General features: G+C 40.2%; 19 protein-coding genes. 13 read left to right on the top strand and 6 right to left on the bottom strand.

The annotated features are described in order from the left end of the window. Window positions 1-75: 75 nt before the first annotated feature. On the bottom strand, window positions 76-1,164 hold the full coding sequence (locus tag ACW2QC_RS18400; RefSeq protein WP_457545402.1) for an AI-2E family transporter: 1,089 nt from the start codon (window positions 1,162-1,164) through the stop codon (window positions 76-78). 270 nt (window positions 1,165-1,434) lie between these two features. Here ACW2QC_RS18400 and ACW2QC_RS18395 point away from each other — a divergent pair, with 270 nt between their 5' ends. The 3 genes from ACW2QC_RS18395 to ACW2QC_RS18385 all read left to right on the top strand — a co-directional run bounded on the left by ACW2QC_RS18395 (window position 1,435) and on the right by ACW2QC_RS18385 (window position 4,298). After that, the gene (locus ACW2QC_RS18395) at window positions 1,435-3,165 is read left to right on the top strand and encodes a phospho-sugar mutase (protein WP_457545401.1); all 1,731 of its coding nucleotides are present in this window, start codon (window positions 1,435-1,437) and stop codon (window positions 3,163-3,165) included. Window positions 3,166-3,369: 204 nt separating this feature from the next. Further along, a complete protein-coding gene (locus ACW2QC_RS18390; protein ID WP_457545400.1) occupies window positions 3,370-3,729 on the top strand; it encodes a DUF488 domain-containing protein in 360 nt (119 codons plus the stop codon). A gap of 128 nt (window positions 3,730-3,857) precedes the next feature. Then, window positions 3,858-4,298, top strand: coding sequence for an OsmC family protein (locus tag ACW2QC_RS18385; protein ID WP_457545399.1), 441 nt, complete (start codon window positions 3,858-3,860; stop codon window positions 4,296-4,298). Between the two features lie 405 nt (window positions 4,299-4,703). Here the strand turns inward: ACW2QC_RS18385 and iscB are convergent, their stop codons facing one another. After that, window positions 4,704-5,978 (bottom strand): RNA-guided endonuclease IscB, encoded by a 1,275-nt coding sequence (gene iscB / locus ACW2QC_RS18380; protein ID WP_457545398.1) that lies wholly within the window; start codon window positions 5,976-5,978, stop codon window positions 4,704-4,706. A 202-nt stretch (window positions 5,979-6,180) separates the two neighbouring features. Continuing rightward, entirely contained in the window at window positions 6,181-6,315 is a 135-nt protein-coding gene (locus tag ACW2QC_RS18375; protein WP_457545397.1) for a hypothetical protein, read from the bottom strand. 330 nt (window positions 6,316-6,645) lie between these two features. Between ACW2QC_RS18375 and ACW2QC_RS18370 the strand changes: the two genes are divergently transcribed. Next, window positions 6,646-8,040, top strand: a complete 1,395-nt coding sequence (locus ACW2QC_RS18370) for an L-cystine transporter (protein ID WP_457545396.1) — start codon at window positions 6,646-6,648, stop codon at window positions 8,038-8,040. Between the two features lie 101 nt (window positions 8,041-8,141). On the opposite strand, the gene ACW2QC_RS18365 is transcribed toward ACW2QC_RS18370, so the two are convergent. Together ACW2QC_RS18365 and ACW2QC_RS18360 are read right to left on the bottom strand one after the other, a co-directional pair. Further along, complete coding sequence (locus ACW2QC_RS18365) at window positions 8,142-8,732, bottom strand: hypothetical protein (protein WP_457545395.1); 591 nt, start codon at window positions 8,730-8,732, stop codon at window positions 8,142-8,144. A 22-nt stretch (window positions 8,733-8,754) separates the two neighbouring features. Next, window positions 8,755-10,572 carry a DNA ligase D gene (locus ACW2QC_RS18360; protein ID WP_457545394.1) on the bottom strand — a complete coding sequence of 606 codons (1,818 nt, stop codon included), beginning with the start codon at window positions 10,570-10,572 and terminating at the stop codon, window positions 8,755-8,757. 108 nt (window positions 10,573-10,680) lie between these two features. Between ACW2QC_RS18360 and ku the strand changes: the two genes are divergently transcribed. The 3 genes from ku (at window position 10,681) to ACW2QC_RS18345 (ending at window position 13,614) form a co-directional block, all read left to right on the top strand. Further along, the gene (gene ku, locus ACW2QC_RS18355; RefSeq protein WP_457545393.1) at window positions 10,681-11,535 is read left to right on the top strand and encodes a non-homologous end joining protein Ku; all 855 of its coding nucleotides are present in this window, start codon (window positions 10,681-10,683) and stop codon (window positions 11,533-11,535) included. A 212-nt stretch (window positions 11,536-11,747) separates the two neighbouring features. Then, on the top strand, window positions 11,748-12,755 hold the full coding sequence (locus tag ACW2QC_RS18350; protein WP_457545392.1) for an acyltransferase family protein: 1,008 nt from the start codon (window positions 11,748-11,750) through the stop codon (window positions 12,753-12,755). 40 nt (window positions 12,756-12,795) lie between these two features. Beyond that, window positions 12,796-13,614: a sugar nucleotide-binding protein gene (locus ACW2QC_RS18345; RefSeq protein ID WP_457545391.1), complete on the top strand. Its 819-nt coding sequence runs from the start codon at window positions 12,796-12,798 to the stop codon at window positions 13,612-13,614. A gap of 747 nt (window positions 13,615-14,361) precedes the next feature. Here ACW2QC_RS18345 and ACW2QC_RS18340 read toward each other — a convergent pair. Continuing rightward, window positions 14,362-15,711, bottom strand: coding sequence for a YjiH family protein (locus ACW2QC_RS18340; protein WP_457545390.1), 1,350 nt, complete (start codon window positions 15,709-15,711; stop codon window positions 14,362-14,364). Between the two features lie 303 nt (window positions 15,712-16,014). Here ACW2QC_RS18340 and ACW2QC_RS18335 point away from each other — a divergent pair, with 303 nt between their 5' ends. From ACW2QC_RS18335 to ACW2QC_RS18310, 6 genes are all read left to right on the top strand, one after another. Then, entirely contained in the window at window positions 16,015-17,658 is a 1,644-nt protein-coding gene (locus ACW2QC_RS18335; RefSeq protein WP_457545389.1) for an ABC1 kinase family protein, read from the top strand. Window positions 17,659-17,671: 13 nt separating this feature from the next. Then, window positions 17,672-17,971, top strand: coding sequence for a phasin family protein (locus ACW2QC_RS18330; RefSeq protein WP_457545388.1), 300 nt, complete (start codon window positions 17,672-17,674; stop codon window positions 17,969-17,971). 48 nt (window positions 17,972-18,019) lie between these two features. Next, entirely contained in the window at window positions 18,020-18,754 is a 735-nt protein-coding gene (locus ACW2QC_RS18325; protein WP_457545387.1) for a hypothetical protein, read from the top strand. Window positions 18,755-18,929: 175 nt separating this feature from the next. Beyond that, window positions 18,930-19,619, top strand: coding sequence for a cytochrome c oxidase subunit II (coxB, locus tag ACW2QC_RS18320; protein ID WP_457545386.1), 690 nt, complete (start codon window positions 18,930-18,932; stop codon window positions 19,617-19,619). Between the two features lie 57 nt (window positions 19,620-19,676). After that, window positions 19,677-21,566, top strand: a complete 1,890-nt coding sequence (locus tag ACW2QC_RS18315; protein WP_457545416.1) for a cytochrome c oxidase subunit I — start codon at window positions 19,677-19,679, stop codon at window positions 21,564-21,566. Next, complete coding sequence (locus ACW2QC_RS18310; RefSeq protein WP_457545385.1) at window positions 21,559-22,131, top strand: cytochrome c oxidase subunit 3; 573 nt, start codon at window positions 21,559-21,561, stop codon at window positions 22,129-22,131. The genes ACW2QC_RS18315 and ACW2QC_RS18310 overlap by 8 nt, the downstream gene beginning before the upstream one ends. The last annotated feature ends 356 nt before the right edge of the window (window positions 22,132-22,487 follow it).

The raw sequence follows: 22,487 nt of genomic DNA, 5'->3' as shown, positions 1-22,487 counted from the left end.
AAAAAGGTACAGAAATGTTCGTCCATTTTGATAATTTTACTGAAAAAAATAGAGCAAACAATGTACTGTTTGCTCTTAGATTAACGCGTCTTCCTTATCTTCTTTTGAATTTTGATAGGTTTTATAAAAATGGACAATAATCGTTTTGACCACTGCATAGAATGGTACAGCGAATAGGATACCTAAGAAGCCCGCAATACTCCCTGCGGCAAGTATTAAGGTAATAATCGTTAATGGGTGAAGTTTGAGTGCACGTCCCATAATATTGGGAGAAATGAAATTACCTTCCAGCTGTTGTGCGACTATCATCACGATTGCAACCCAGACAGCCATCATTGGATCTTGGAAAAAGCCAACAATCATCGCAGGGACTACGGAAATAAATGGTCCGATAAATGGGATAACACACATCAGCATGCCAAATAGTGCAAGTGTTAATGCATATTTTAAGCCGATAATTAAATAGCCAATGAATAGCAATACGCCAATACAGAAGCTGACAATCAACTGACCTTGGATGTAGGACGCTAGCGCTTCATCAATCTTATGCATCAAACTGCGAATATTCGCTGCTTTTTTCTGGTTAAAAATTTGCGTCATAAAGGGGACGAATTTATCACCATCTTTAAGCATGAAAAATAAAAAGAAAGGCACCAGTACCAAGGAGAAGACAAAACCAATCACCTGACTGATAAAGCCAAAGATAAATGACATTGCTCCTTCAATATATGACTGTAAATTAGATGTTACATGATTAATCGTATCGTTAATGTCTGCAGGGATCATGTCCTGATTCGATTGCCAGTATGTAATTACATTTTGAATACCAGTAACCATTTCCGGTATATTGTCAATTAAATTGGAAAACTGCTTTTGGGCAATCGGTACAATATAAATAACAATCAGATAAACGATAAGGATTAATAGGATGAAAACAATAAAAATGGCCAAGACACGAGGTACCTTATACTTTTCCAGCAAATGCATGATTGGTTTTGTTAAATAAAAAAGGACACCCGCACCGACAATTGGGAAGGCAACCGCCGCCATATATTTAAAAACGGGATCAAAAATAAAGTCCGTGGCGGAAATTAACAAGATTAATAGAAAAATCAAAATGAAAACGACCAATGCTTGGAACCAGCGTTTACCGTACAATACCATCCCAACTTTCTTTGTTATTATTACTATTTTAACGATAATCTTCCATAATAGGAAGGATTCTTTGCTAGTTTTTACGAAAGAAACATAGATTAAACATCATTCAGCGATTTCAAATAGAATTCGTTGTAAAAGTGTGCTAGAATTTGAGCATATTATAGTTGAACGAATTAGTCCTTTGTAGACAGTTAACCTCTCTTATCCGCTTCGTTTTTCAAAAGTTTGAGAGGAGGGGATTACTGTCTGATAAGGCGGGATAAGGGGATACATGTGATGGAAATTTGGGAGAAAGTTTATAATAGATGGGAAACGTTTGAAAATCTTGATCCGTCATTAAGAAACGATTTAGCTTGCTTGAAAAACGATACTGATGCATTGGAAGATGCTTTTTATAAGGAGCTAACATTTGGAACGGGTGGTATGCGTGGCATATTAGGTCCTGGAACTAATCGGATGAATATTTACACAGTACGCAAAGCTGTTAATGGATTAGCAAATTATTTAAAGGCTAACTGTGTCAACGTGAATGATCGTGGTGTTGCGGTATCTTATGATTCCAGGTATATGTCACAAGAATTGGCAATTGAAACTGCTAAAGTACTTGGTGCGTATGGGATTAAGGCATATGTATTCGATTCCTTGCATCCTACTCCATTGTTATCGTTTGCTGTCCGATATTTAGGTGCGGTCGCTGGTGTGATGATAACTGCTAGTCATAACCCACCAGAGTACAATGGTTTCAAAGTTTACAATGAAGATGGTGGACAAATTACACCAGCAGAAGCCGAAGCAGTTATTTCTTTTATTAACCAGACAGAAAATGAGTTAACCGTGCCAGTAATAGAAAGAGCCGAATTAGAAGAAAAAGAACTAATAAATTGGTTAGGTGACGAAATTGATAATGCCTATCTGCAGCAGCTGAAACAGATTTCTAGACTTAGTGATGATGAGCAAAAGGCTGCAAAAGATTTACAGATTGTCTTTACCCCACTTCATGGAACATCCTATGATTTGGTTTTAAAAGGATTAAATCAATTGAACTTCCCTGATGTTGACGTTGTGGAAAAACAAGCAAAGCCAGATCCGGAGTTTTCAACGGTTGATTCACCAAACCCAGAAGAACATCAAGCATTTACAATGGCGATCGAGCTGGGCAAAAAGAATGAAGCCGATATTTTAATTGGTACAGATCCAGATGCTGATCGCTTGGGCGTCGCTGTCAAGAATAAGTCCGGGGAATATACCGTTTTAACGGGTAACCAATTTGGAGCATTGCTGCTGGCTTACATCCTAGAACATAGCGACAGTGCACTATTGACAAATGCCCGGTTATTAAAAACAATTGTGACCACCGAGCTTGGTCGCGCTATCGCCGATAATTTTGGTGTTAAAACGATTGATACACTAACAGGCTTTAAATATATAGGAGAAAAAATCCGCCAATTCGATGCAACGGGTGAGACATTTATTTTTGGCTTTGAAGAAAGTTATGGTTACTTAATTAGCAGTTTTGCGCGTGATAAAGACGCTGTACAAGCAGCAATGATGGCTTGTGAAATGGCCTATTATTGGAAGAAGCAAGGGAAAACGCTGCTTGATGCATTGGAAACGTTGTATGGAAAATATGGTTATTATCAAGAAGGGATGTCCTCAATAACCTTACAAGGAAAAGAAGGGGCAGAAAAAATCTCAGCTATCGTGGATCGTGTTCGCAAGGCCCCTTTTACGGAAATAGCAGGATTGCAGGTTCTACAGGTGGAAGATTACCTTTCGAGTGAACGTACATTTATGAATGAGAGTCGTAATGTGGAGCAGATTGATTTGCCACAGGAGAATGTTATTAAGTTTATTTTGGAAAACGATAGCTGGGTTTGTCTGCGTCCATCAGGGACTGAACCTAAGATTAAATGTTATTACGGTGTATGTGAACCATCCCAAACAAAAGGCGCAGAAAGACTGGCAAGCTTGAAATATGCTATGGAAGCAATTATGGAAGGAAATTAATATAATCAGAAGACCTTTATCACAGTGGTGAGGGTCTTTTTTCTGTTATGATATGGCGGTACATTTTTTTGCTATATGTAATGGGAGATGGTTGAATTTGAATAGAACGGGTAAAACAATAAGAGAAGGTGAATTTTGCTTGTGAGTACCCGAATGTAGAAAACAATGCTAGATAAATAACTAAGATGAAGGAGCTGTTATAAAGTGCCAGTGAATATAAAGCGAATATACGAAGATGTCAGTAACGATGATGGTGTTCGCGTATTAGTCGATCGTGTGTGGCCTAGAGGAATGTCAAAAGAAAAAGCTAAACTGGATCACTGGATGAAAGAAGTCGGACCATCAACGGAGTTACGAAAATGGTTTGGTCATGATCCAGATAAATATGATGAATTCAAGAACAAGTATAAAGACGAACTAACAAGCGGTGATCAACAAGTTGAACTGGAAAAACTAAAGGAAATCGTCAAGGAGCATGATAAAAACGTGACATTATTGTTCTCGGCAAAAGATGAGAAGTACAACCAAGCGCAAGTGCTGAAGGAAATATTGGATCATCAATAAGAAATTCACGAAGCATGCAAGTAATTAAGAAGCCAGGTTGATCAAGTCCTTTTGTCAACGAGGTGACTTGCTGCTTATCATTTGGTTGCCTTTCTCAATAACTGCTAAAATAGCAACGAGGTGATAAAATGGCTGAGCATCATTTCCATTTACAAGCAGACTGGCCGGGTGGTCGAAATAGTGAAGGGCGGATTCAGGCAGGTAATTTGCAAACGAAAATCTCCATCCCACCTGAAATGGATGGACCTGGGATCGGGACAAACCCTGATGAGATGTTGTTGGGAGCGGCAGCAACGTGTTATATCATTACGTTAGCAGCTATGATTGAACGGGCAAACCTGCCATTACAGGACATGGCGCTTGAATCGGAGGGCATTGTCGATGTGACGAATGGTGTTTTTACGTATAAAAAAATCATACATAAACCGACCGTTTCCTTAAAGAGCGGCGCAACCCAGGACGAGTACAACAAGCTCAAAAAGCTGGTGGAAAAGGCCGAAAAAAGCTGTATGATTTCCCGTGCAATTGAGGGTAACGTAGAACTTGAACTGCAAGCTACTATCGAATAAATGCAACAATCTGCACGTGTTTTAGTAGTTTTGATATTGTGTGGAGTATGTTACAAGACATTGGAAACCCCGGCTACAATAATATACACATAAAAACGCATGGATAATGATAAAATTCATGCGTTTTAAACTTACTTGTCATTTTTTAATTTAGGGTTTTCACCATTTCCTAATAAAAAATCCAGTCGCTTTATTAAGACTGAATTCTCTTCTCAAGATTATTTATTTTCGTGTCATGTTTTCCTGTCTTCTCACTTAAATAATCAATATCGTACTTTATGCCGTCAACCTTCCTGGATATTAAATCCAAGGTACCTTTAACTGTACTCCGAAAGAAGTCTCCCTCCTCAAGGAATGTGAAGGGCTATAGGCCAATGAGTAGGTGGGAGATGAATTTCGGTTGGCTTAGCCAAATGCTTTGTATTCAAACTGCCAATTGTTATGATGACTGATTTGTGTCAATTCCCTGAGACTTACTTGTTTATAGCTTTTATTTGGCATGGTGATATAATCTCCATCAATGGACTTGACATAAGCACCACTTGTTCCAGTAAAGCCTGTAATGTATCCGGTTTTCTCATATAACCTTACTTTGTCATTCAAATAAAATCCCTTGAGATATTTCTTGTTTTTTTCATTTCTTTTACTCGTGATGTTTTTAGATTTACGTCCCTTTCTTGCCGTTGCCTCGTGTAATGAACGTTTCTTTTTGCGGAATTGCTTGATTTTGAACGTTGTCTTGGCGTTTTCCTTGATGGATGAAATACCACTGATGGCAATCGCATCATTTGCATGCGTTTTTTCCAATTCTAATGCTTTACGTTTCGGTGTTGTCACTGACCCGTAAGTAATTCTTGCATAAGGATACTTGGTAAATACCCTCTTACGAAAAATATTCATGAACGGACCTTCTTTGTACTGGGCCAATCTTTTCCCTTCTACCATCCATTTCCAAAGAATGTTTCCTCGCTGATGGTTGTCATGTGTATGGCAGTCTGTACAAACGGTAATCAGGTTGTCTGCCCGATTGGAACCTCCGTGTGTACGGTATATAATGTGATGTGTGTTCAAAACTTTGCCTTTCTTTTTGCACACTTGGCAAGTATAGTGATCTCTTGCCAATACAAAATAGCGCACATCATGATAGCCATACGTCTGACCTTCTTGATAGGCCACACCTTGAATAGCTGGATCAATCATTTTTTGCACATCGAATTTGCCAACCTCCATTGTCAACTCGGGATTTGGCATGAGGTCACAAAACTTGTCAATCCAAAAGAAAGTATTCTCCACCCGGCTTTGTATACTCGGCGGTAGCCATCCTTGTCCTCGGGCACGATTTTGAAAACGCGGCTGACGATAACGTGTTTTCCTGTTTCTTCTGGAACGTCTGTATGTTCTTCTGGTATCAATGGCAGATTTGACATCCTGGCGAAGCTCCACTTCCCCTTTGACTAGCACCTTGTCTTCGCTCGTAATGGCGATGCCAACATATTTCGCTCCTAAATCAATGCCAATCTTCACTTCCTGTGTGTAACTATTGGTTTCATACAATAATTGAATTCCAAATGGATTATGCGATATGATTTTTGCTTTCTTTTCTTTGAGCAGCAATCTTGCTTTTCTTGGTTTGCACGGCATTAAAGGCTTGCCATGCTTATTGATAACGAACACTACCATTGTGTTCCTCCTCTCAGAGTGGTTACCCTTCGCCAATGTTGGTAAGGCTTTGCGGTAAACCGCCAAATCCTGGTTGACCGTTCCTACCCATTCAGAACTATTACAGTGCCAGCACAGAGCAACGGACTAGGGTATTATCCGAGGGTGTGATAACCAAACCAACGTAGTCAATGAAGACTTAGGCTAGACAACTAAAGCTTTTTTAAGCCCCCACTTCAATCAGGCTGAAAGGCCGATAAGTGGTGGGTAGTTGACTCTGACCGTCAACCTTATCAAATTGACGATCAACTTTATCAAATCGTTCTAAGATGATTTTAAGCAGTTGCTCATTATCCATTTAATCACCTCCTTATTTGATTATACCATATACGTATGCTGGTATTTTATAAATTTTAGTTAACACCTCTATCTTTTAAAAACACCGTTAGGACCATAAAAGAATCGCTGACATGTGTTTGCTGCGCCGCTTTTTGAATAAAAATGTTTGAAGCATTTAATTTTCTTGACACATTATCGGTTCCCCTTGTATAGTATTAAAGCATACTAAAAACATCGGAATTATAAATGTTTAATTCTGATTTTGAATTGGCGGGTGCTTACGTTAGACAAAACAGTAAAGGCACTTGCAGCATAGACAAATATAATCAACAACAGAGGAGGAAAAAGAGTGGATACATTTTTAGTCATTGTAAACGTTGCCGTGTTAGTAGCAATAATTGGTCTTCTTATTTGGATGCAAAAAAGGCATTTATCATTTACAAAACGCGTGTTCACAGGTTTAGGTGTTGGAATTGTGCTTGGTGCTATTTTACAAGTAATTTATGGCGCCGGTTCAGACGTATTAACACAAACAACCGATTGGTACAATATCGTTGGGCGGGGATATATTAATTTACTAATGATGATCGTTGTGCCGCTTGTTATGGTATCGATTATTCAGTCGATTATAAATTTAAAAAAATCATCAGAACTAGGTAAAATGTCTGCATGGATTATCGGTATTCTTGTCGCAACTGCCATGATAGCGGCGCTTGTAGGTGTTGGTAGTGCTGCATTATTTGATCTTAATGCGGATCAGATTGAAGCAGGTCAGGCAGAAAATGATCGTAGTACAATGCTGGAATCGACATTAGGTGATGTGGAAGATATGTCAACGCCTGATAAAATTCTAAGCTTTATCCCATCAAACATCTTTTTGGATATGACGCAAGGGCGATCTACATCTGTTATTGCGGTAGTAATATTTTCTCTAATTGTCGGGATCGCTGTCTTAGGATTACGCAGAAAGAACCCGGAACAAGCTGACGTGTTTACAAAAATAATAAATTCACTGTATGCCGTTGTGATGCGGATTGTAACGTTGATTCTAAGGTTGACACCATTTGGTATTTTGGCACTCATGGCGAATACAGTAGCAAACACCGATTTCGCTGGTATTATTGAATTAGGTAAATTTGTTATAGCTTCTTACGTGGCAATTATAGCTATGTTTATCATTCATTTGATTTTAGTAAGTGTATTCGGCTTAAGTCCAATGACGTACTTGAAAAAAGTGTTGCCTGTGTTAACCTTTGCCTTTACATCGCGTTCAAGTGCGGGAACGATTCCATTAAACATTCAAGCTCAGAAAAACTCACTTGGCGTTCACGAAGGTATTGCAAATATGTCAGCATCATTTGGCGCTACCATTGGTCAAAATGGTTGTGCGGGGTTGTACCCAGCGATGCTAGCCATCATGATTGCGCCATCAGTCGGAATTGATCCATTTACGTTTGGTTTTATTGCCAAACTAATATTGATAGTAGGTATCAGTTCATTTGGTGTAGCGGGTGTAGGTGGTGGAGCAACATTTGCAGCTATAATCGTTCTATCGTCCATGGGCTTGCCAGTAGGACTCGCCGGACTGCTTATCTCTATCGAAGCACTAATTGATATGGGACGTACGGCACTTAATGTGAATGATGCAATGGTAACAGGAACCCTAACATCACGGATCTTAGGAAAACTAAATCTAAAAACATTTAATGATAAAGCAGCAATTGAAAAAGATATAGCATTATAAAGGAATGGTCGCTTCTAGCTGGGAGCGACCATTTTTGCATTTTCGCACCCTATTGTGAAGCCGCACACTATTGAGGTCGAACATCACCTAGCCGAAGATGCTTAACCTGGTTGAAAAGTCGTGTATGCGAGGAAAGTCGCCGGAAGAAAGCGAGAAGTCGCCGGACGAACGTGGGAAGTCGCCGGAAGAAAGCGAGAAGTCGCCGGACGAACGTGGGAAGTCGCCGGACAAACGTGAGAAGTCGCCGGAAGAAAGCGAGAAGTCGCCGAATAAAAGAGGAAAGTTGCCGGATAAACGCGGAAAGTCGCCGGACAAACGTGAGAAGTTACCGGATAAAAGCGAGAAGTTGCCGGATAAACGGGGAAATCGCCGGATAAACGTGAGAAGTCGCCGGAAAAAGAGGAAAGTCGCCGGAAGAAAGCGAGAAGTCGCCGGACAAACGCGAGAAGTTGTCGGATAAACGGGGAAGTCGCCGGATAAACGTGAGAAGTCGCCGGATAAACGGGGAAGTCGCCGGACAAACGTGGAAAGTTGCCGGACAAACGCGGAAAGTCGCCGGACAAACGAGAAAAGTCGCCGGATAAACGCACGAACTCGCCGAATAAACGTGAAAAGTCGCCGGACAAAAGCAGAAAGTCGCCGGACAAACTTGAAAAGTCACGCACCCCATCACTCCCGGCATAAAAAGGCATCCTCGCATCCCGCAGTCATAAGTTATTTCTCCACCAAGGCCTTCATCTTTTCTAAATCTTGTTTTTCCTTCACCGCAAAGTAATCGGCGAATGGACATCCGAGCGTTTGGACGCGTTCCACAACATTTTCAATCGTAAATTGTAGTGGGGTTAACCCTTCTTGCAATTCCTCCCAAAATAATGGTGTGGCAACGGTTGCTTCGGCTGTCTTTCTAGTTGAATATGGGGCGATAATTGTTTTGTCCTTTCCATGTTGAACATAATCAATATACATGCGTTCATGCCGATTTTTCTTCATTCGTTCCGTTGTAAAGTAATTTGGGTATGCATTCTCAATTGTCCAGGCAATGGCTTGTGTGAAAATAGCCGTTTCGTCATATGTCAGACTGTTTTCTGGAATGGGAATATGAACCTGCAGCCCCTTATTTCCTGATGTTTTAACAAAGGAAGTGAGTGTTAAATCATCAAGAATTTGTTTTACTAATTTTGCGGCACGGATAGCCAGCGAAAAGCGTTCACGGTCCGGTGGGTCAAGATCAAATACGATTTCAGATGGGTTCGAATTGGCCGCTTTTTGAAAGGGAATATGATACTCCATTGCCCCGTGATTGCCAAACCACGTTAGTGCCTCCAGCGTATTGCATATAATAAATGTTTCCTCTTCCCTTTCCAAGCTATCGACATATGATGGAGCATAGTCGGGAAGATGTTTTTGGAAAAATGATTCACCTGTTACGCCATCAGGACAGCGGATTAGAGTAAGGGCGTGATCTCGTAAAAACGGCAGCATATATGGAGAAATCTCCCGCAAATAAACGAGCAAATCTCCTTTTGTTAAATTGCCTTTTGGCCAAAAGACCTTATCTGTATTGGTCAGCTCTAGTTCAACGGGGAGCATGGCCATATCTAATCGCAATTTATCGATTGTACATTCAGGTGCGGGTGTATGAACTAATAGCTCAGCAAATTCTGGTTCGCGAAGTTCATTTTTTAACAAATCCAATGTATGTATTCTGGCACATATCGCTGGAGGTAATGCAAACCCTCCTTCCAGTCGTTTCCCGCGTGTCGAAAATAATTGTTTCAATGTCCCTAATGATTCCGAATCTATTCCGTGTTTACATTTACCAATTTCAATGATGTCAGGTCCGTCATAAACATTTGCTGTAAAATAATCGTTCTTCGTATCAAAAAAGGTAAGGAAACACTGAATGGAGCGCCAATTTTTTACTTTAAACCAATCATTATGCTGCTTGCCATTTCCGTAAACACTGTTTTTCCGCTTGGCAATGATCCCTTCTCCTTTATGTGTAAAAATAATATTCCATAATTCATGTGGATTTTCATAGTAGGGGACATAACATAGACGGTTTCTTAGTGAAATATCCGCGTTCAAATTTCCGTCTGCGAATAAATTCCATAACGTGCTTTTCCGCTGCTGGAAGCTTTCTTGTTTCAAATCAGAACCTTCCTTTTGGAGTATGTCGAATGCTAAAAATGTAGCAGCTCTTGTTTTGGCAGTATTGTTAATGGATGTTTTATCTTTTAGTCTGCCGCGTTTTTGTATCCAAGAAAAGTTGGCTTGATAGGGGTTATTTAGTACCACTAATTCTCCATCAAGTTTGAGTGGGAGAAATGCGTTGATAGACGCCTGATGTGCTAGGCAATAGTCCACTATTTCAGGAAAATTAGCTGTCAGATCCTTCTCATTTTTGCTTGTTAAGGTAATCCGATCTGTTTCCCAATGCAATACACAGCGGAAGCCATCATATTTTGTTTCAAATAACCAATCATCTTCACGCGGGATGTTTGTACTAGCAATGGGTTTCATTAGAATCATCTTAGCCTTCCTCCTTTCTCTTTAGAGTGGCTTGTTGCGCAAAAAATAAACCATGAAGGATAAAAATAATTTGAGTCGGCACACTATGAAAAAAGGGAGGTTCTTGTTTTGCATACGATGTGGAAAGGAACGATAAGTTTTGGCTTGGTGAATATTCCGGTGAAAATGCATGCCGCAACAGAGAACAAAGATGTTAAGCTCAGGCAGTTGCATAAAGAATGCCAATCTCCAATTAAATATGAACGTGTTTGTCCCGTATGTGATCGGGAAGTGAAAAATGACGAAATTGTTAAAGCATATGAATATGCCAAAAATAAATTTGTTGTGTTAGATGAGGAAGAGTTAGAGGCGTTAAAGAAAGAGCAAGAGGATAAAGCAGTTGAAATTGCTGACTTTGTCAACTTAGAGGAAATTGATCCCATTTATTTTGAGAAAAGCTATTATTTGTCTCCTAATGAAGGGGGCGCAAAAGCATACGGCTTATTGCGGGCTGCCTTAAAAGACTCAGGAAAAATCGGGATCGCTAAAATGATTATCCGGTCGAAGGAGCAATTAGCTGTTATTCGTGTTTATGAAAATACACTTGTTGTCGAGACAATCCATTATCCAGATGAAGTTCGACAGGTTCAAGATGTCCCAAATGTTCCCGAGGAAGTCGAACAAACGCAAAAAGAATTGGATACGGCCAAAATGCTAATCGATCAGTTAACGACGGAATTTGACCCGGAAAAATACAAGGATGACTATCGCACTGCATTGCTCGATTTAATCGAGGAGAAGAAAAATAAAGAGCAAGTTGTTACAGGCGATGAAAAACCAGCACCAGATAATGTTACCAATCTTATGGATGCATTACAGGCATCATTGGATCGAGCGAAAAGCGACAAACCGAAGCCAAAACAACCAAAACAGCCAAAGAAGAAAACCAAGGCAAACACACAAAAGAAAAAGATTGCCAAGTAGGCGCTTGCAGGACTTCTGTAAGTGTCTTATTTTTATGGTCTACCATAAATGTGGCATATTCATGAAAAGTATTACGCAATTATATCTATCTTGCATCCTATTTACAATTCATTTACAACCTCATGAAATCAGTGTTTTACCCACGTATTTCTGTTTGAAAACGGGTAAACTTGATTACAGGTTAGCACTTTCAAAAAAGGGGATTGAGTTGTATGGAAAGAAATGCTTATTTTGATAACGCGAAACTCGCATTGATTTTTCTAGTCGTATTTGGTCATATGATTCAACCATTTACTAGCGATTCGCACAACATCAACGCGTTGTATATGTGGATTTATACTTTTCATATGCCTGCATTTATTTTCTTATCAGGATTTTTTGCAAAAGGATCAGGAAATAAGGATTATATTATGAAACTAGCCAAAAAACTTTTATTGCCGTATATTATTTTCCAAGTTTTGTATACAGTGTTTTATTTCTATATCGGGAAGGATGACTGGCAAACAGGGATATTTTATCCGCAGTGGTCATTGTGGTTTTTATTTAGTCTGTTTAGCTGGCACATGCTGTTATATTGGTTTAAAAAGTTTCCACCCATTTTAAGTGTAGTAATTTCTATTCAAATAGGATTAATTGTTGGTTACTTTGGGGATATAGGTCATACGTTTAGTCTATCACGTACGTTTGTCTTTTTTCCGTTCTTCTTACTTGGCTATTGGTTAAAAACGGATCATGTTTTACTGCTGAAAAAGAAGGGTGTTAAAATCGCATCCTTGATTATTATGCTTTCCGTTGCGACAGCGGTTTATTTTGTGCCGGACATGAATACTGGCTGGTTGTTAGCGTCCAAATCGTATGGCACGCTTGGAATGCCAGAATATGGTGGTCTTGCACGATTACTTGTGTACGTAACCTCCGCATTAATGGCAATGAGCATACTAGCCTGGATACCAAAAAATAAGAATAGATTAACCGTTTTGGGGACTCGAACACTCTATGTCTATTTATTGCATGGCTTTTTCATCCAGATTTTCCGGGAAACCCAGTTATTTGAAATAAATAATGCGCTTGACCTGATTGGGTTGGCTGTTATTTCCGCAGCGATTGTCCTTGTATTATCAAGTAAAGCGATACAAGGGGTTTGGCAGCCCTTCATTGAAGGGAAGATATCAATTATAAGAGGTGTCTTTGGCAGAAAAGCAGAACACAACCAGACCTAAGACTATTTCAAATTCAAGCGACAAGGGGAAGGTGAATGAAATGAAGATTTGTGTATTCGGAGCTAATGGTTATCTTGGTGCTTCGGTATATAAACAACTAAAACATGTAGAAGCAGATGAAGTGGTTGGAACTTATTTACAAGAACCGGCATTATCAGATGGTCTCGTCAAATTAGATGTCAATCAGCCTGAGTCGTTTTCGGCGTTTTATAAGCAAGAAAATCCGGATGTTGTTATTTGGGCGGTTATGAGTGGGCCAAATGAACACAAATTAACGGATCAAGGTTTAATGCACTTGATCACACACCTCACGCCCGAAACGAAATTGATCTACCTTTCATCTGACTTTGTTTTCTCCGATGGGAATGGTCCATATGAAGAAGCGGATCCATTATCAAATCTACCTGAGGATCATTCGTTTCATAATTATACGAATGGGAAGGTAAAAGCAGAACGCCTGATTGACAATGAATTAACGAACTATGTGATTTTACGAGCCGGTCCGATTTATGGGGAGAACGGAATTGGTAAGCTAGATGAGCGGACAGATCAGTTATCCTATCATTTACGCTCGGGAAAACCAATTGAATTCCGCGATGATTTGGTTCGGACGTTTGTTCACATTGATGATGTAACCAACGTGATCGAGGAAATGATTTATAATGATGCGACAGGTGTTTTTCACGTTGGGCAAGATGAGAGTCAGAGTTTCTATGAGTTTATGAAAGCAACGGCGAAACAACTAGGGTATGACGATTCACTAGTAAAAAAGGCTAGTGAAGTGGAAAGAGTTGATGCAGAAATCCCAAAAGATACCTCGTTAGTAACAAACAGGATTAAACAGGTCATCAATATCTAATCTAAATAAGCAGCCATTACAGCATGTTAAGCTGTGATGGCTGCTTTTTCTTGATCTGATAACGTTTATATAAATTTAAACAACAAAACATCATAGCAATTAGCAAAGTTTACAACAACTATTGCCACCTGCGATAAAACGATTGTGATTTTATATGTGTTATAAGAAAAGTCCTTTTCACACAGGTTGTTGCTATTGATATAAAATGCGACACAGTGAAAATCCTCCTTCGAGGCGTTTTTCCTTATTCTAATGATGATTGAGTGCTTGGACTCCGCTCCGGCAGAATACTTCGCTTTCCGCGGGCACGGCTTCAGCCTCCTCGCGGAAAATCACGCTGCGGGGTCTTCAGACACGTGCTGTTCCCGCAGGAGTCTACGTATTCTGCCTACGCTGTTAGTGGTGTTCTGATTATCAAAAAGGGGAAAACCATGGAATCTACGTTACACGGACTTTTACTCCCTTGAACAGAAAGCTATTCTAAGCTGCGGAAAAATGCGAGACTCCTATGGGAAAAGGAACAGTCTGAAGACCCCGCAGGAAGTGATTTTCTTCCGAGGAGGCTGAAGCGTTCCCCATGGAAAGCGAGTATTTTTCCGCAGCGCTGGATTAGCACTCGTCTTATATAGGATGGGAGGAAGTCACGCAAAGTTACATCGCACATTCTATCTATCCTGTCAAAAACAACAAATGTTTTCGATGGGCGAGTAATCGCAGTCCCAATCTTTTAAAAGTACAAAAAGTTACCTAAAAAATGATATGTGCAATCAATGTAATAATCGGCAGTGTGATAATGGTTCGTAGTAAAAAGATGATAAATAGATCTTTGAATGATACTGGTACTTTGGAACCTAGTAACAAACCGCCGACTTCAGACATGTAAATGAGCTGTGTTACAGACAATGCAGCAATGATAAATCTTGTAATCTCAGCATCGATGGATGAGCCGATAATTGCTGGCAAGAACATATCGGCAAACCCAACCAATATCGTTTCCGATGCAGCCTCTGCGTATGGAACTTGCATCACTTCCAACAGTGGAATAAACGGTACCCCAAGCCATTGGAAGAATGGAGTATATTCAGCAATGATCAGTGCGACCAGGCCAAATGCCATTACAACTGGCGCAACACCCATCCACATATCAAGGATATTTTGCCCACCTTCTTTGAAAAACTTCCAGACACTTGATTCCTTCTTTGCTTGGTCAAGTGCTTTTTGATAGCCGAATGTAAGGCTATTATGACCTTTAGGGATACGTTCCTCAATATCACCCTCTGCCTCATTGATATATGTATTTGGTTTGCGGGATAATGGTGGTATGCGCGGCATGATTAATGCTGCAATAAATCCGGCAATAAGTACAGTTGCATAAAACGGCACAAACATATTGATCAGTCCGACTTGGTCAATGACAACTAATGTAAAGGTGATCGAAACGACGGAAAATGTTGTCCCGATAACTGCTGCTTCCCGTTTTGTATAATAACCGTCTTCATACTGCTTGCTTGTTAACAGTACGCCAATTGTCCCGTCACCAATCCAAGAAGCAAGTGAATCAATTGATGAACGGCCTGGCAATTTAAATAACGGACGCATTATTTTTGTCATCAATGTTCCGAATAAATCGAGCAACCCATAATTCATTAATAATGGTAAAAATAAACCAGCAAATAAAAACACAGCGAACAATACATGTAATAAATCACCAAGCAACATCTGGCCAGTGCTGTCCCCGTAAACGGCTTCCGGTCCTAGTTGGAAATAAACCATCACAGCAAATATCGCTGCCAATACCCTTGTTACTGTCCAAAAGTTACTAACATAGAATAATTGCTGAAAAAATGGTGTCTTTTGGAAGGCTGTTTGACCTGCTATTTTTGCAATAACAGTCATAATGCCGGTTATCACGATAATAATCATCATAATAGCTGATAACTGATCAGCCAGTACATCCTGAATCCAATTGGCTAAAACCGCAATCGGAATGGTTAATCCATCATCTGTAGGAACGGGCGTCATAAATAAAAAAACACCAAGCAATGATGGGATAATAAATTTAAGATGATCACTAAGTGCGTATTTTTTTGATTTCATTCTTTTCCCCCTTAAATGAAAACAGCATTTTCTTTTTATTATAAAGAGAATCTGTTTGATAAGCAATTCAATTTTCTAAAAAGCGTGATTAGTCATACATAAATGATTTACTGGCTTTAGCATATACTATTTATTCTACCGGCTGTAAGAAAAATAAGCTAGGGGTTTAACTAATTTTTATGAAAAAAAATGCATAAATATAAATTATAAATATAAATGGTAGTACTCGAATAAACTAATAGTATCCTTGAAAATGTTTAGATACACTAGCATTACGGGTAAAGTGAGTTGAGGTGTTGATTCGTGCAAAGCTCATTAAAATATAATGTCGTCTATCGTTGTACGGTCATCGTTTGGATGGCATTGAAATTTATTTTTCAGTTATACATGTTTCATCTAAGACACCGGGGATGGGATGAACAAACAAGGCAAAAGTGGAACGATCTGTTAAGTAAAATGGCTAGTGAATATCGCGAGAAAGCTATTAAGTTAGGTGGCGTATTGATTAAGGTGGGGCAGTTTTTAAGTACACGGGCTGACTTCATGCCGGAAGTGTTTATCCGCGAGTTAACTGGTCTTGTCGATCGTGTCCCACCAGCACCATTTTCCTATGCAAAAGGGGTAATGGAAGAAGAATGGGGCGGCAATGTTGATGATCATCTATCGGAATTGCTCGAGAAGCCGATAGCATCTGCGTCAATTGGACAAGTCTATCAGGCTAAATTGAGTGATGGAACACTTGTCGCTATTAAAGTGCGGCGTTACCGGGTAAAAGAAATATTTCAAATCGACTTTAAAGCACTAAAAATTGTCTTTTGGTTGATCCGCATCTTAACATCGTTTGGAAAAAAGGCAGATTTACATGCACTGTACCGGGAATTGATTTTTGTGATGGAACGGGAACTTGACTTTGAACAGGAATTAAATTTTGGTACGTATTTTAAGGAAAGATATACCGATTATCCGTCCATCCATATTCCAACGTACTATGAGAATTTATGCACTAATAAAGTTCTTGTAATGGAGTGGATAAGGGGCGCAAAGATAACAGATACAGCTTACATGGCAGAGCATCATATAAGTGCAAAGCAAACAGCTAATATTCTATTTGATTTTTATTTTGATCAGTTTTTCAATCCAGGTTATTTCCATGCCGATCCACATGCTGGAAATGTGCTTCTACAAGAGGATGGAACCATTGCAATTATTGATTTTGGTATGATTGGTGAAATCAGGCAGCGGGATACCCAACACTTTAAGCGGTTGGTTCAAGGGATAATTCTCGATGATTATGACAAAATATTAAAAACGCTGGACGAAATGCATTTTATTTTACCAAATGCTGACCGTGACAAGCTAATCAAGATGCTAAAACAAACAATAGACATGTATCAGAATGGTTCATTAAAACAAATGGATGCTCATACAATGGAACAATTAAAGGATGAAATACAAGTCTTTATTAAGGAACAGCCAATCCAATTATCAGCTGATTATGCCTACCTGGGCAGGGCGATTTCCATTGTGCTTGGTGTTTTGTTCGGTATTTACCCAGAAATTGATATTGGTAAGTGGGCCAAACCAAAAATTAAGCAATGGTTTGGTGGCAAAGGTTTTATTGATTCCATATATAAACAAATTGCTAAAGATGCAGCAAAGCCGATCCTTTCCTTTCCAAATGCACTGTTAAATTGGCTGGAAAGTGGAGAAAAAGACAGGAAATGGCAAAAGGAGAAACAACATAAACAGCTCATGCATCATTTTTATTTACTTCTCGAAATAATTAGTTTTATGATGATAGTAGGTGGTGTGATAACAGGTATTGTTGCAAGCCGTCTTGGCATGCCGACTGTTAACATAGGGAGTATTGCTGTTACGATTATCTTTTTTGTTGTGTTGAACATATTTTTCATCAAGCATTATCGTTTGATTCAATCAACTAAATAGGGAGGTTCCCAAAATGGGTGACTTATTGAGAAAGGGATTTTTATTAGGATTAGGTGCAGCAGTAAGTGGTAAGGAAAAGTTAGAAAGCAAGCTGAAAGATCTAGTTGATAAAAATGAATTAACGCAGGAACAAGCACGATCCGTTTTGCGAAATTTCGTTGATAAGGGCGAACTGAAAAAAGACGAATGGAGCGATAAACAATACGAACAAACGCAACAGCTGGTAAAAGACTTGGGTATCGCTACCAAAGAGGATATCGACGCCTTACGCGCAAGGATCAAGGAGCTAGAGGAAAAAGTGAATAAGGAATAAGAAGCAAAAGCGAAAAGGGCCAATGAGGCACTTTTCGCTTTTTTAGTTTTGGATCATCGGCGAAGGAGCGACAGCATCGTCCCGAGCGCGAGGAACATCGGCTCCAGGGAGAAAACATCGTCCCGAGAGCAGGAAACATCGGCGGGAAAGCAGGAACATCGGCGCGAGAGCAGAAACATCGGCGCGAGAGCGGAAACATCGGCGCGAGAGCAGGAACATCGGCGCGAGAGCGGAAACATCGGCGCGAGAGCGGAAACATCGGCGGGAAAGCAGGAACATCGGCGCGAGAGCAGGAAACATCGGCGCGAGAGCAGGAAACATCGGCGGGAAAGCGGAAACATCGGCGGGAAAGCGGAAACATCGGCGCGAGAGCGGAAACATCGGCGCGAGAGCAGAAACATCGGCGCGAGAGCGGAAACATCGGCGCGAGAGCGGAAACATCGGCGCGAGAGCAGGAACATCGGCGCGAGAGCAGGAAACATCGGCGGGAAAGCGGAAACATCGGCGGGAAAGCGGAAACATCGGCGCGAGAGCAGAAACATCGGCGCGAGAGCGGAAACATCGGCGCGAGAGCAGGAACATCGGCGCGAGAGCAGAAACATCGGCGCGAGAGTAGAAACATCGGCGGGAAAGCGGAAACATCGGCGCGAGAGCAGAAACATCGTCCCGAGAGCGGAAACATCGGCGCGAGAACGAAAACATCATCCGGAGAGCAGGAACATCAACAGGAATTACAAGAATAAGTGTATTTCTGAAACGATGGTAGAGCAGTGTCTTAGTTAGGTCACATCTTATATCTATTATGAAAAAAACAATAATCTTTTAGAAACCGCCTTTCGTTTTCAGTAGGAGGTTCAATTTCTCCCATGTTTAGAAAACGACTTTGCTGGGAATCGCAACATTAGTTATTTATTTGCAGGCTTAGTATAAGTCGTCATACGTGGAAAGGGTTGCTGATATGATGAAGCGTTTGCTTTTACTACCTGTTTTCTCATTGTTGGCAGGGTGTAACATAACTACATTGAATCCCAAAAGTGAAACGGCCAGTGAGCAATCATTTTTAATTTGGTTTAGTTTTGGATTAATGATGATTGTTGTGGTTGTCGTTTTTGTGTTGTTTATTCGATTCTTTATGAAATACCGCTACACAGAAGCTAAAATGGATTTCTTACCACTGGATGTGCATGGAAATCTGAAATTGGAAATCACATGGACTGTTTTACCAATTCTATTGCTTATCATTCTTGCTGTACCGACAATTGCGATTACATATGATCAATCGCCAGGGCCAAAATCAAGTGAACAGCAAGAATATATTGATGTTTACGTAACAGCAGAGCAGTACTTATGGACGTTTAAACATGAAAATGGTAAAGAGGATAGGAATAAGTTAGTACTACCAGAAGGAAAATCGGTTGTCTTCCACTTAAAGTCGAAGGATGTTATTCATTCGTTTTGGGTGCCTGCCTTAGGTGGAAAAGTGGATGTGCTACCTGGGAAGGAACTAACGTATCAAATTAACAATCCGCAAAAAGGTTCGTACGAGGGCAAATGTGCGGAATACTGTGGTATCGGACATGGGGATATGCGATTTGATACAGAGGTAGTAACGATGAATGCTTATCAACAATATCTTGAGCGTGAATAATTCGTGTCGAAAGGGGTGAGGGCGTTGAATTTTTCGCTTTTTGGAAAAGCAATTTATATGCCGACAGATGTAATGGCTGCTTGGATTTTTACAGTGATCGCTGGATTGGTTATTGTATTTTTGGTGGTAAAGAAGAAAAAGCTAGGCATCATTTGGGAATATATCAGAACGACAAACCACCGTAAAATTGGAACATTATATATTTTGTTCGGTGTTGTATTTTTCATGCGGGCAGGAATTGATGCTTTGCTTATTCGTACGCAATTAGCTTTTCCGAACAATGATTTCTGGGTTTTCCAGCATGAAAAATATAGTGAGTTGTTTACAACCCATGGCACGATGATGATCTTTTTTGCTGCTATGCCTTTGTTGTTAGGGCTAATGAATGTTGTTGTTCCATTGCAAATAGGTGCCAAAGATTTAGCATTTCCTTTTTTAAATGCAGTTGGCTTTTGGTTATTTTTGTTTGGTGCTGTATTTTTCAACATCGGATTCTTTTTTAATACGACACCAGATGTGGGATGGACAGGTTATGCACCACTATCAACCTCAGAATATACCCCTGATGCTGGGACAGACTATTATGTTTTTGGGGTGCAGATTTCTGGACTTGGTACGATTTTCACGGCACTTAATATGATCGTCACCATTATCAGACACCGTGCACCTGGGATGAAATTAACGCGGATGCCACTTTTTCCTTGGGCAGCATTAATTACGTCTTTTTTAATATTGGTAGCTTTTACTGTGTTGGCAATCGCATTGTACTTGTTAATGTTTGATCGACTATTTGGAGCAAGCATATTTTCCGGAGATGAAGGAAATCCGGTTTATTGGCAGCATTTGTTTTGGATTTTTGGTCACCCAGAAGTATATATTATCGCATTGCCAGCGTTTGGTATATTCTCTGACATTATTACGACATTCTCAAGGAAGCGTATTTTTGGCTATCCAGCAATGGTTATCTCGCTATCCCTGATTGGGTTTTTAGGTTTTATGGTTTGGGCACACCATATGTTCACAGTCGGCTTAGGACCGATGGCAAATACATTTTTCGCGATTACATCGATGCTGATTGCAATTCCAACTGGTATTAAGATTTTTAACTGGTTGTTTACGATACGTGGTGGTGTGATCAGGGTAACAACGCCAATGCTATTTGCTTTGGGGTTTATTCCATCGTTTGTAATGGGTGGTGTCACAGGGGTTATGCTTAGTGTATCGGCAGCGGATTTTCAGTTCCATGATTCCTATTTCGTTGTCGCGCACTTTCATTATGTGATTATTGCCTCAACTATTTTAGGGATATTTGGTGGCCTTTATTATTGGTATCCAAAGATTACTGGTTATCAATTAGATGAAAAATTAGGGAAATGGCATTTTTGGCTGTTTATCATTGGGTTTCATTTAACATTTTTCCCAATGCATATTTCCGGGCTGGAAGGAATGCCCCGCCGTGTTTATACGTATGGTGCAAATGATGGTGTAGCGGGGTTGAATTTTACAAGCACGATTGGCGCCTTTTTAATGGGTATGAGTATGTTGTTTGTAATATGGAATGTATATAAAACACATACAAAAGGAGAAAAAGTCGGCAGTGATCCATGGAATGGTCGGACATTAGAGTGGACTGTCCCATCTCCATCGCCAGAGGACACATTTGAACCGATGCCGATTGTTGATCAAATGGATCCATATTGGTATGCCAAAGTGGAAAACAGACCATTACGTACGACTACAAAATCACGCCCTGCTCCGATAGCTGTAAATACAATTATACCGCTAGCAATGGCATTCTCCGTATTTATTATATGTCTTGGCTTGACGTATTCGTGGTATGTTCTTGCTGTTGCCGGTGGTGTAGCCGTATTAAGTTTATTTGTAATTCGGTCATTAACAGATGAGCGTAAGGCATATTATGGAAAGGGGGAGAAGGTCGATGAATGAGTATGAAGCAGCCTTATTCAAGGATAAACAAATTGGCTTTTTTATTTACCTTGGTGTGGAGGCGATCATGTTTGCGACATTATTTGTTACGTATATCATTTTCACCCCAGCATCGATTGGACCACAGCCGACAGAGCTATTTGAAGTGAAAAGTGTGATCCTATCCTCCCTTTTCTTGCTAGCAAGCAGTGGAACATTGATTGTTGCTGAAAAAGGATTGGCAAATCGACAGTATAAAAAGTTATTGGGTTGGCTTGGGGTTACTTGTTTATTTGCGTTGATTTTCTTAGGACTAGAGGTTCATGAATTCTCGAATTACCTGCAAAAAGGCTATGGGATGAGTGCCAACGTGTTTATGAGTTCTTTCTATGTTCTAGTAGGACTTCATGCAGCACATGTTGGGTTTGGAATTGGCTGGATGGGGACCTTGTTTATCCAATTTAAAAAAAGGATTCCTTATTCACTATTTATCGAGAAACAAAAGATTTTCTCTTATTATTGGCATTTTGTTGATGTGATCTGGGTATTTATTATTATATTCGTATATTTGCCTTACTTGAGATAGAATGGGAATATTGGGAATAGTGTAATAGATGGATATTTTCAGATTGTTGTTTTTTTACACAATAGATATAAACTGCGATGTAACCAGGAAGTCGCCCTCCCGCCGTTCCGGAAATACACTACGCTTTCCGCGGGCGGCTGCTGAGCCTCCTCGAGCTGGGTGCTCGTCGCGTTGCAGGTAATTTCGGTGAAGTATCGCTCCTCGCAACTCGAAGCTTACTCGGTGGAAGTTTCGCTCGTCGCTCTGTGGGGTCTCACCTAGGCCTTTCCTCCCGCTGGAGTCTACGCGTATTTCCTCCACTGGTATTACATTTACTACCGTTAGCCGTAGTAGTGGTAAGTGTTCTATAAGTATCA

The organism is Virgibacillus sp. FSP13, assembly GCF_054048505.1.
This window is presented reverse-complemented; position numbering and strand designations above follow the sequence as displayed.

Excerpts from the sequence above, each read along its gene's own strand:
- ACW2QC_RS18385 (WP_457545399.1), top strand. The coding sequence starts at position 3,858 with ATGGCTGAGCATCATTTCCATTTACAAGCAGACTGGCCGGGTGGTCGA.
- ACW2QC_RS18345 (WP_457545391.1), top strand. The coding sequence starts at position 12,796 with ATGAAGATTTGTGTATTCGGAGCTAATGGTTATCTTGGTGCTTCGGTA.
- ACW2QC_RS18350 (WP_457545392.1), top strand. The coding sequence starts at position 11,748 with ATGGAAAGAAATGCTTATTTTGATAACGCGAAACTCGCATTGATTTTT.
- ACW2QC_RS18315 (WP_457545416.1), top strand. The coding sequence starts at position 19,677 with ATGCCGACAGATGTAATGGCTGCTTGGATTTTTACAGTGATCGCTGGA.
- ACW2QC_RS18310 (WP_457545385.1), top strand. The coding sequence starts at position 21,559 with ATGAATGAGTATGAAGCAGCCTTATTCAAGGATAAACAAATTGGCTTT.
- ACW2QC_RS18400 (WP_457545402.1), bottom strand. The coding sequence starts at position 1,164 with ATGGTATTGTACGGTAAACGCTGGTTCCAAGCATTGGTCGTTTTCATT.
- ACW2QC_RS18340 (WP_457545390.1), bottom strand. The coding sequence starts at position 15,711 with ATGAAATCAAAAAAATACGCACTTAGTGATCATCTTAAATTTATTATC.
- ACW2QC_RS18330 (WP_457545388.1), top strand. The coding sequence starts at position 17,672 with ATGGGTGACTTATTGAGAAAGGGATTTTTATTAGGATTAGGTGCAGCA.
- ACW2QC_RS18395 (WP_457545401.1), top strand. The coding sequence starts at position 1,435 with ATGGAAATTTGGGAGAAAGTTTATAATAGATGGGAAACGTTTGAAAAT.
- ACW2QC_RS18365 (WP_457545395.1), bottom strand. The coding sequence starts at position 8,732 with ATGCCTTTTTATGCCGGGAGTGATGGGGTGCGTGACTTTTCAAGTTTG.
- coxB (WP_457545386.1), top strand. The coding sequence starts at position 18,930 with ATGATGAAGCGTTTGCTTTTACTACCTGTTTTCTCATTGTTGGCAGGG.
- ACW2QC_RS18375 (WP_457545397.1), bottom strand. The coding sequence starts at position 6,315 with ATGGATAATGAGCAACTGCTTAAAATCATCTTAGAACGATTTGATAAA.
- ACW2QC_RS18360 (WP_457545394.1), bottom strand. The coding sequence starts at position 10,572 with ATGATTCTAATGAAACCCATTGCTAGTACAAACATCCCGCGTGAAGAT.
- iscB (WP_457545398.1), bottom strand. The coding sequence starts at position 5,978 with ATGGTAGTGTTCGTTATCAATAAGCATGGCAAGCCTTTAATGCCGTGC.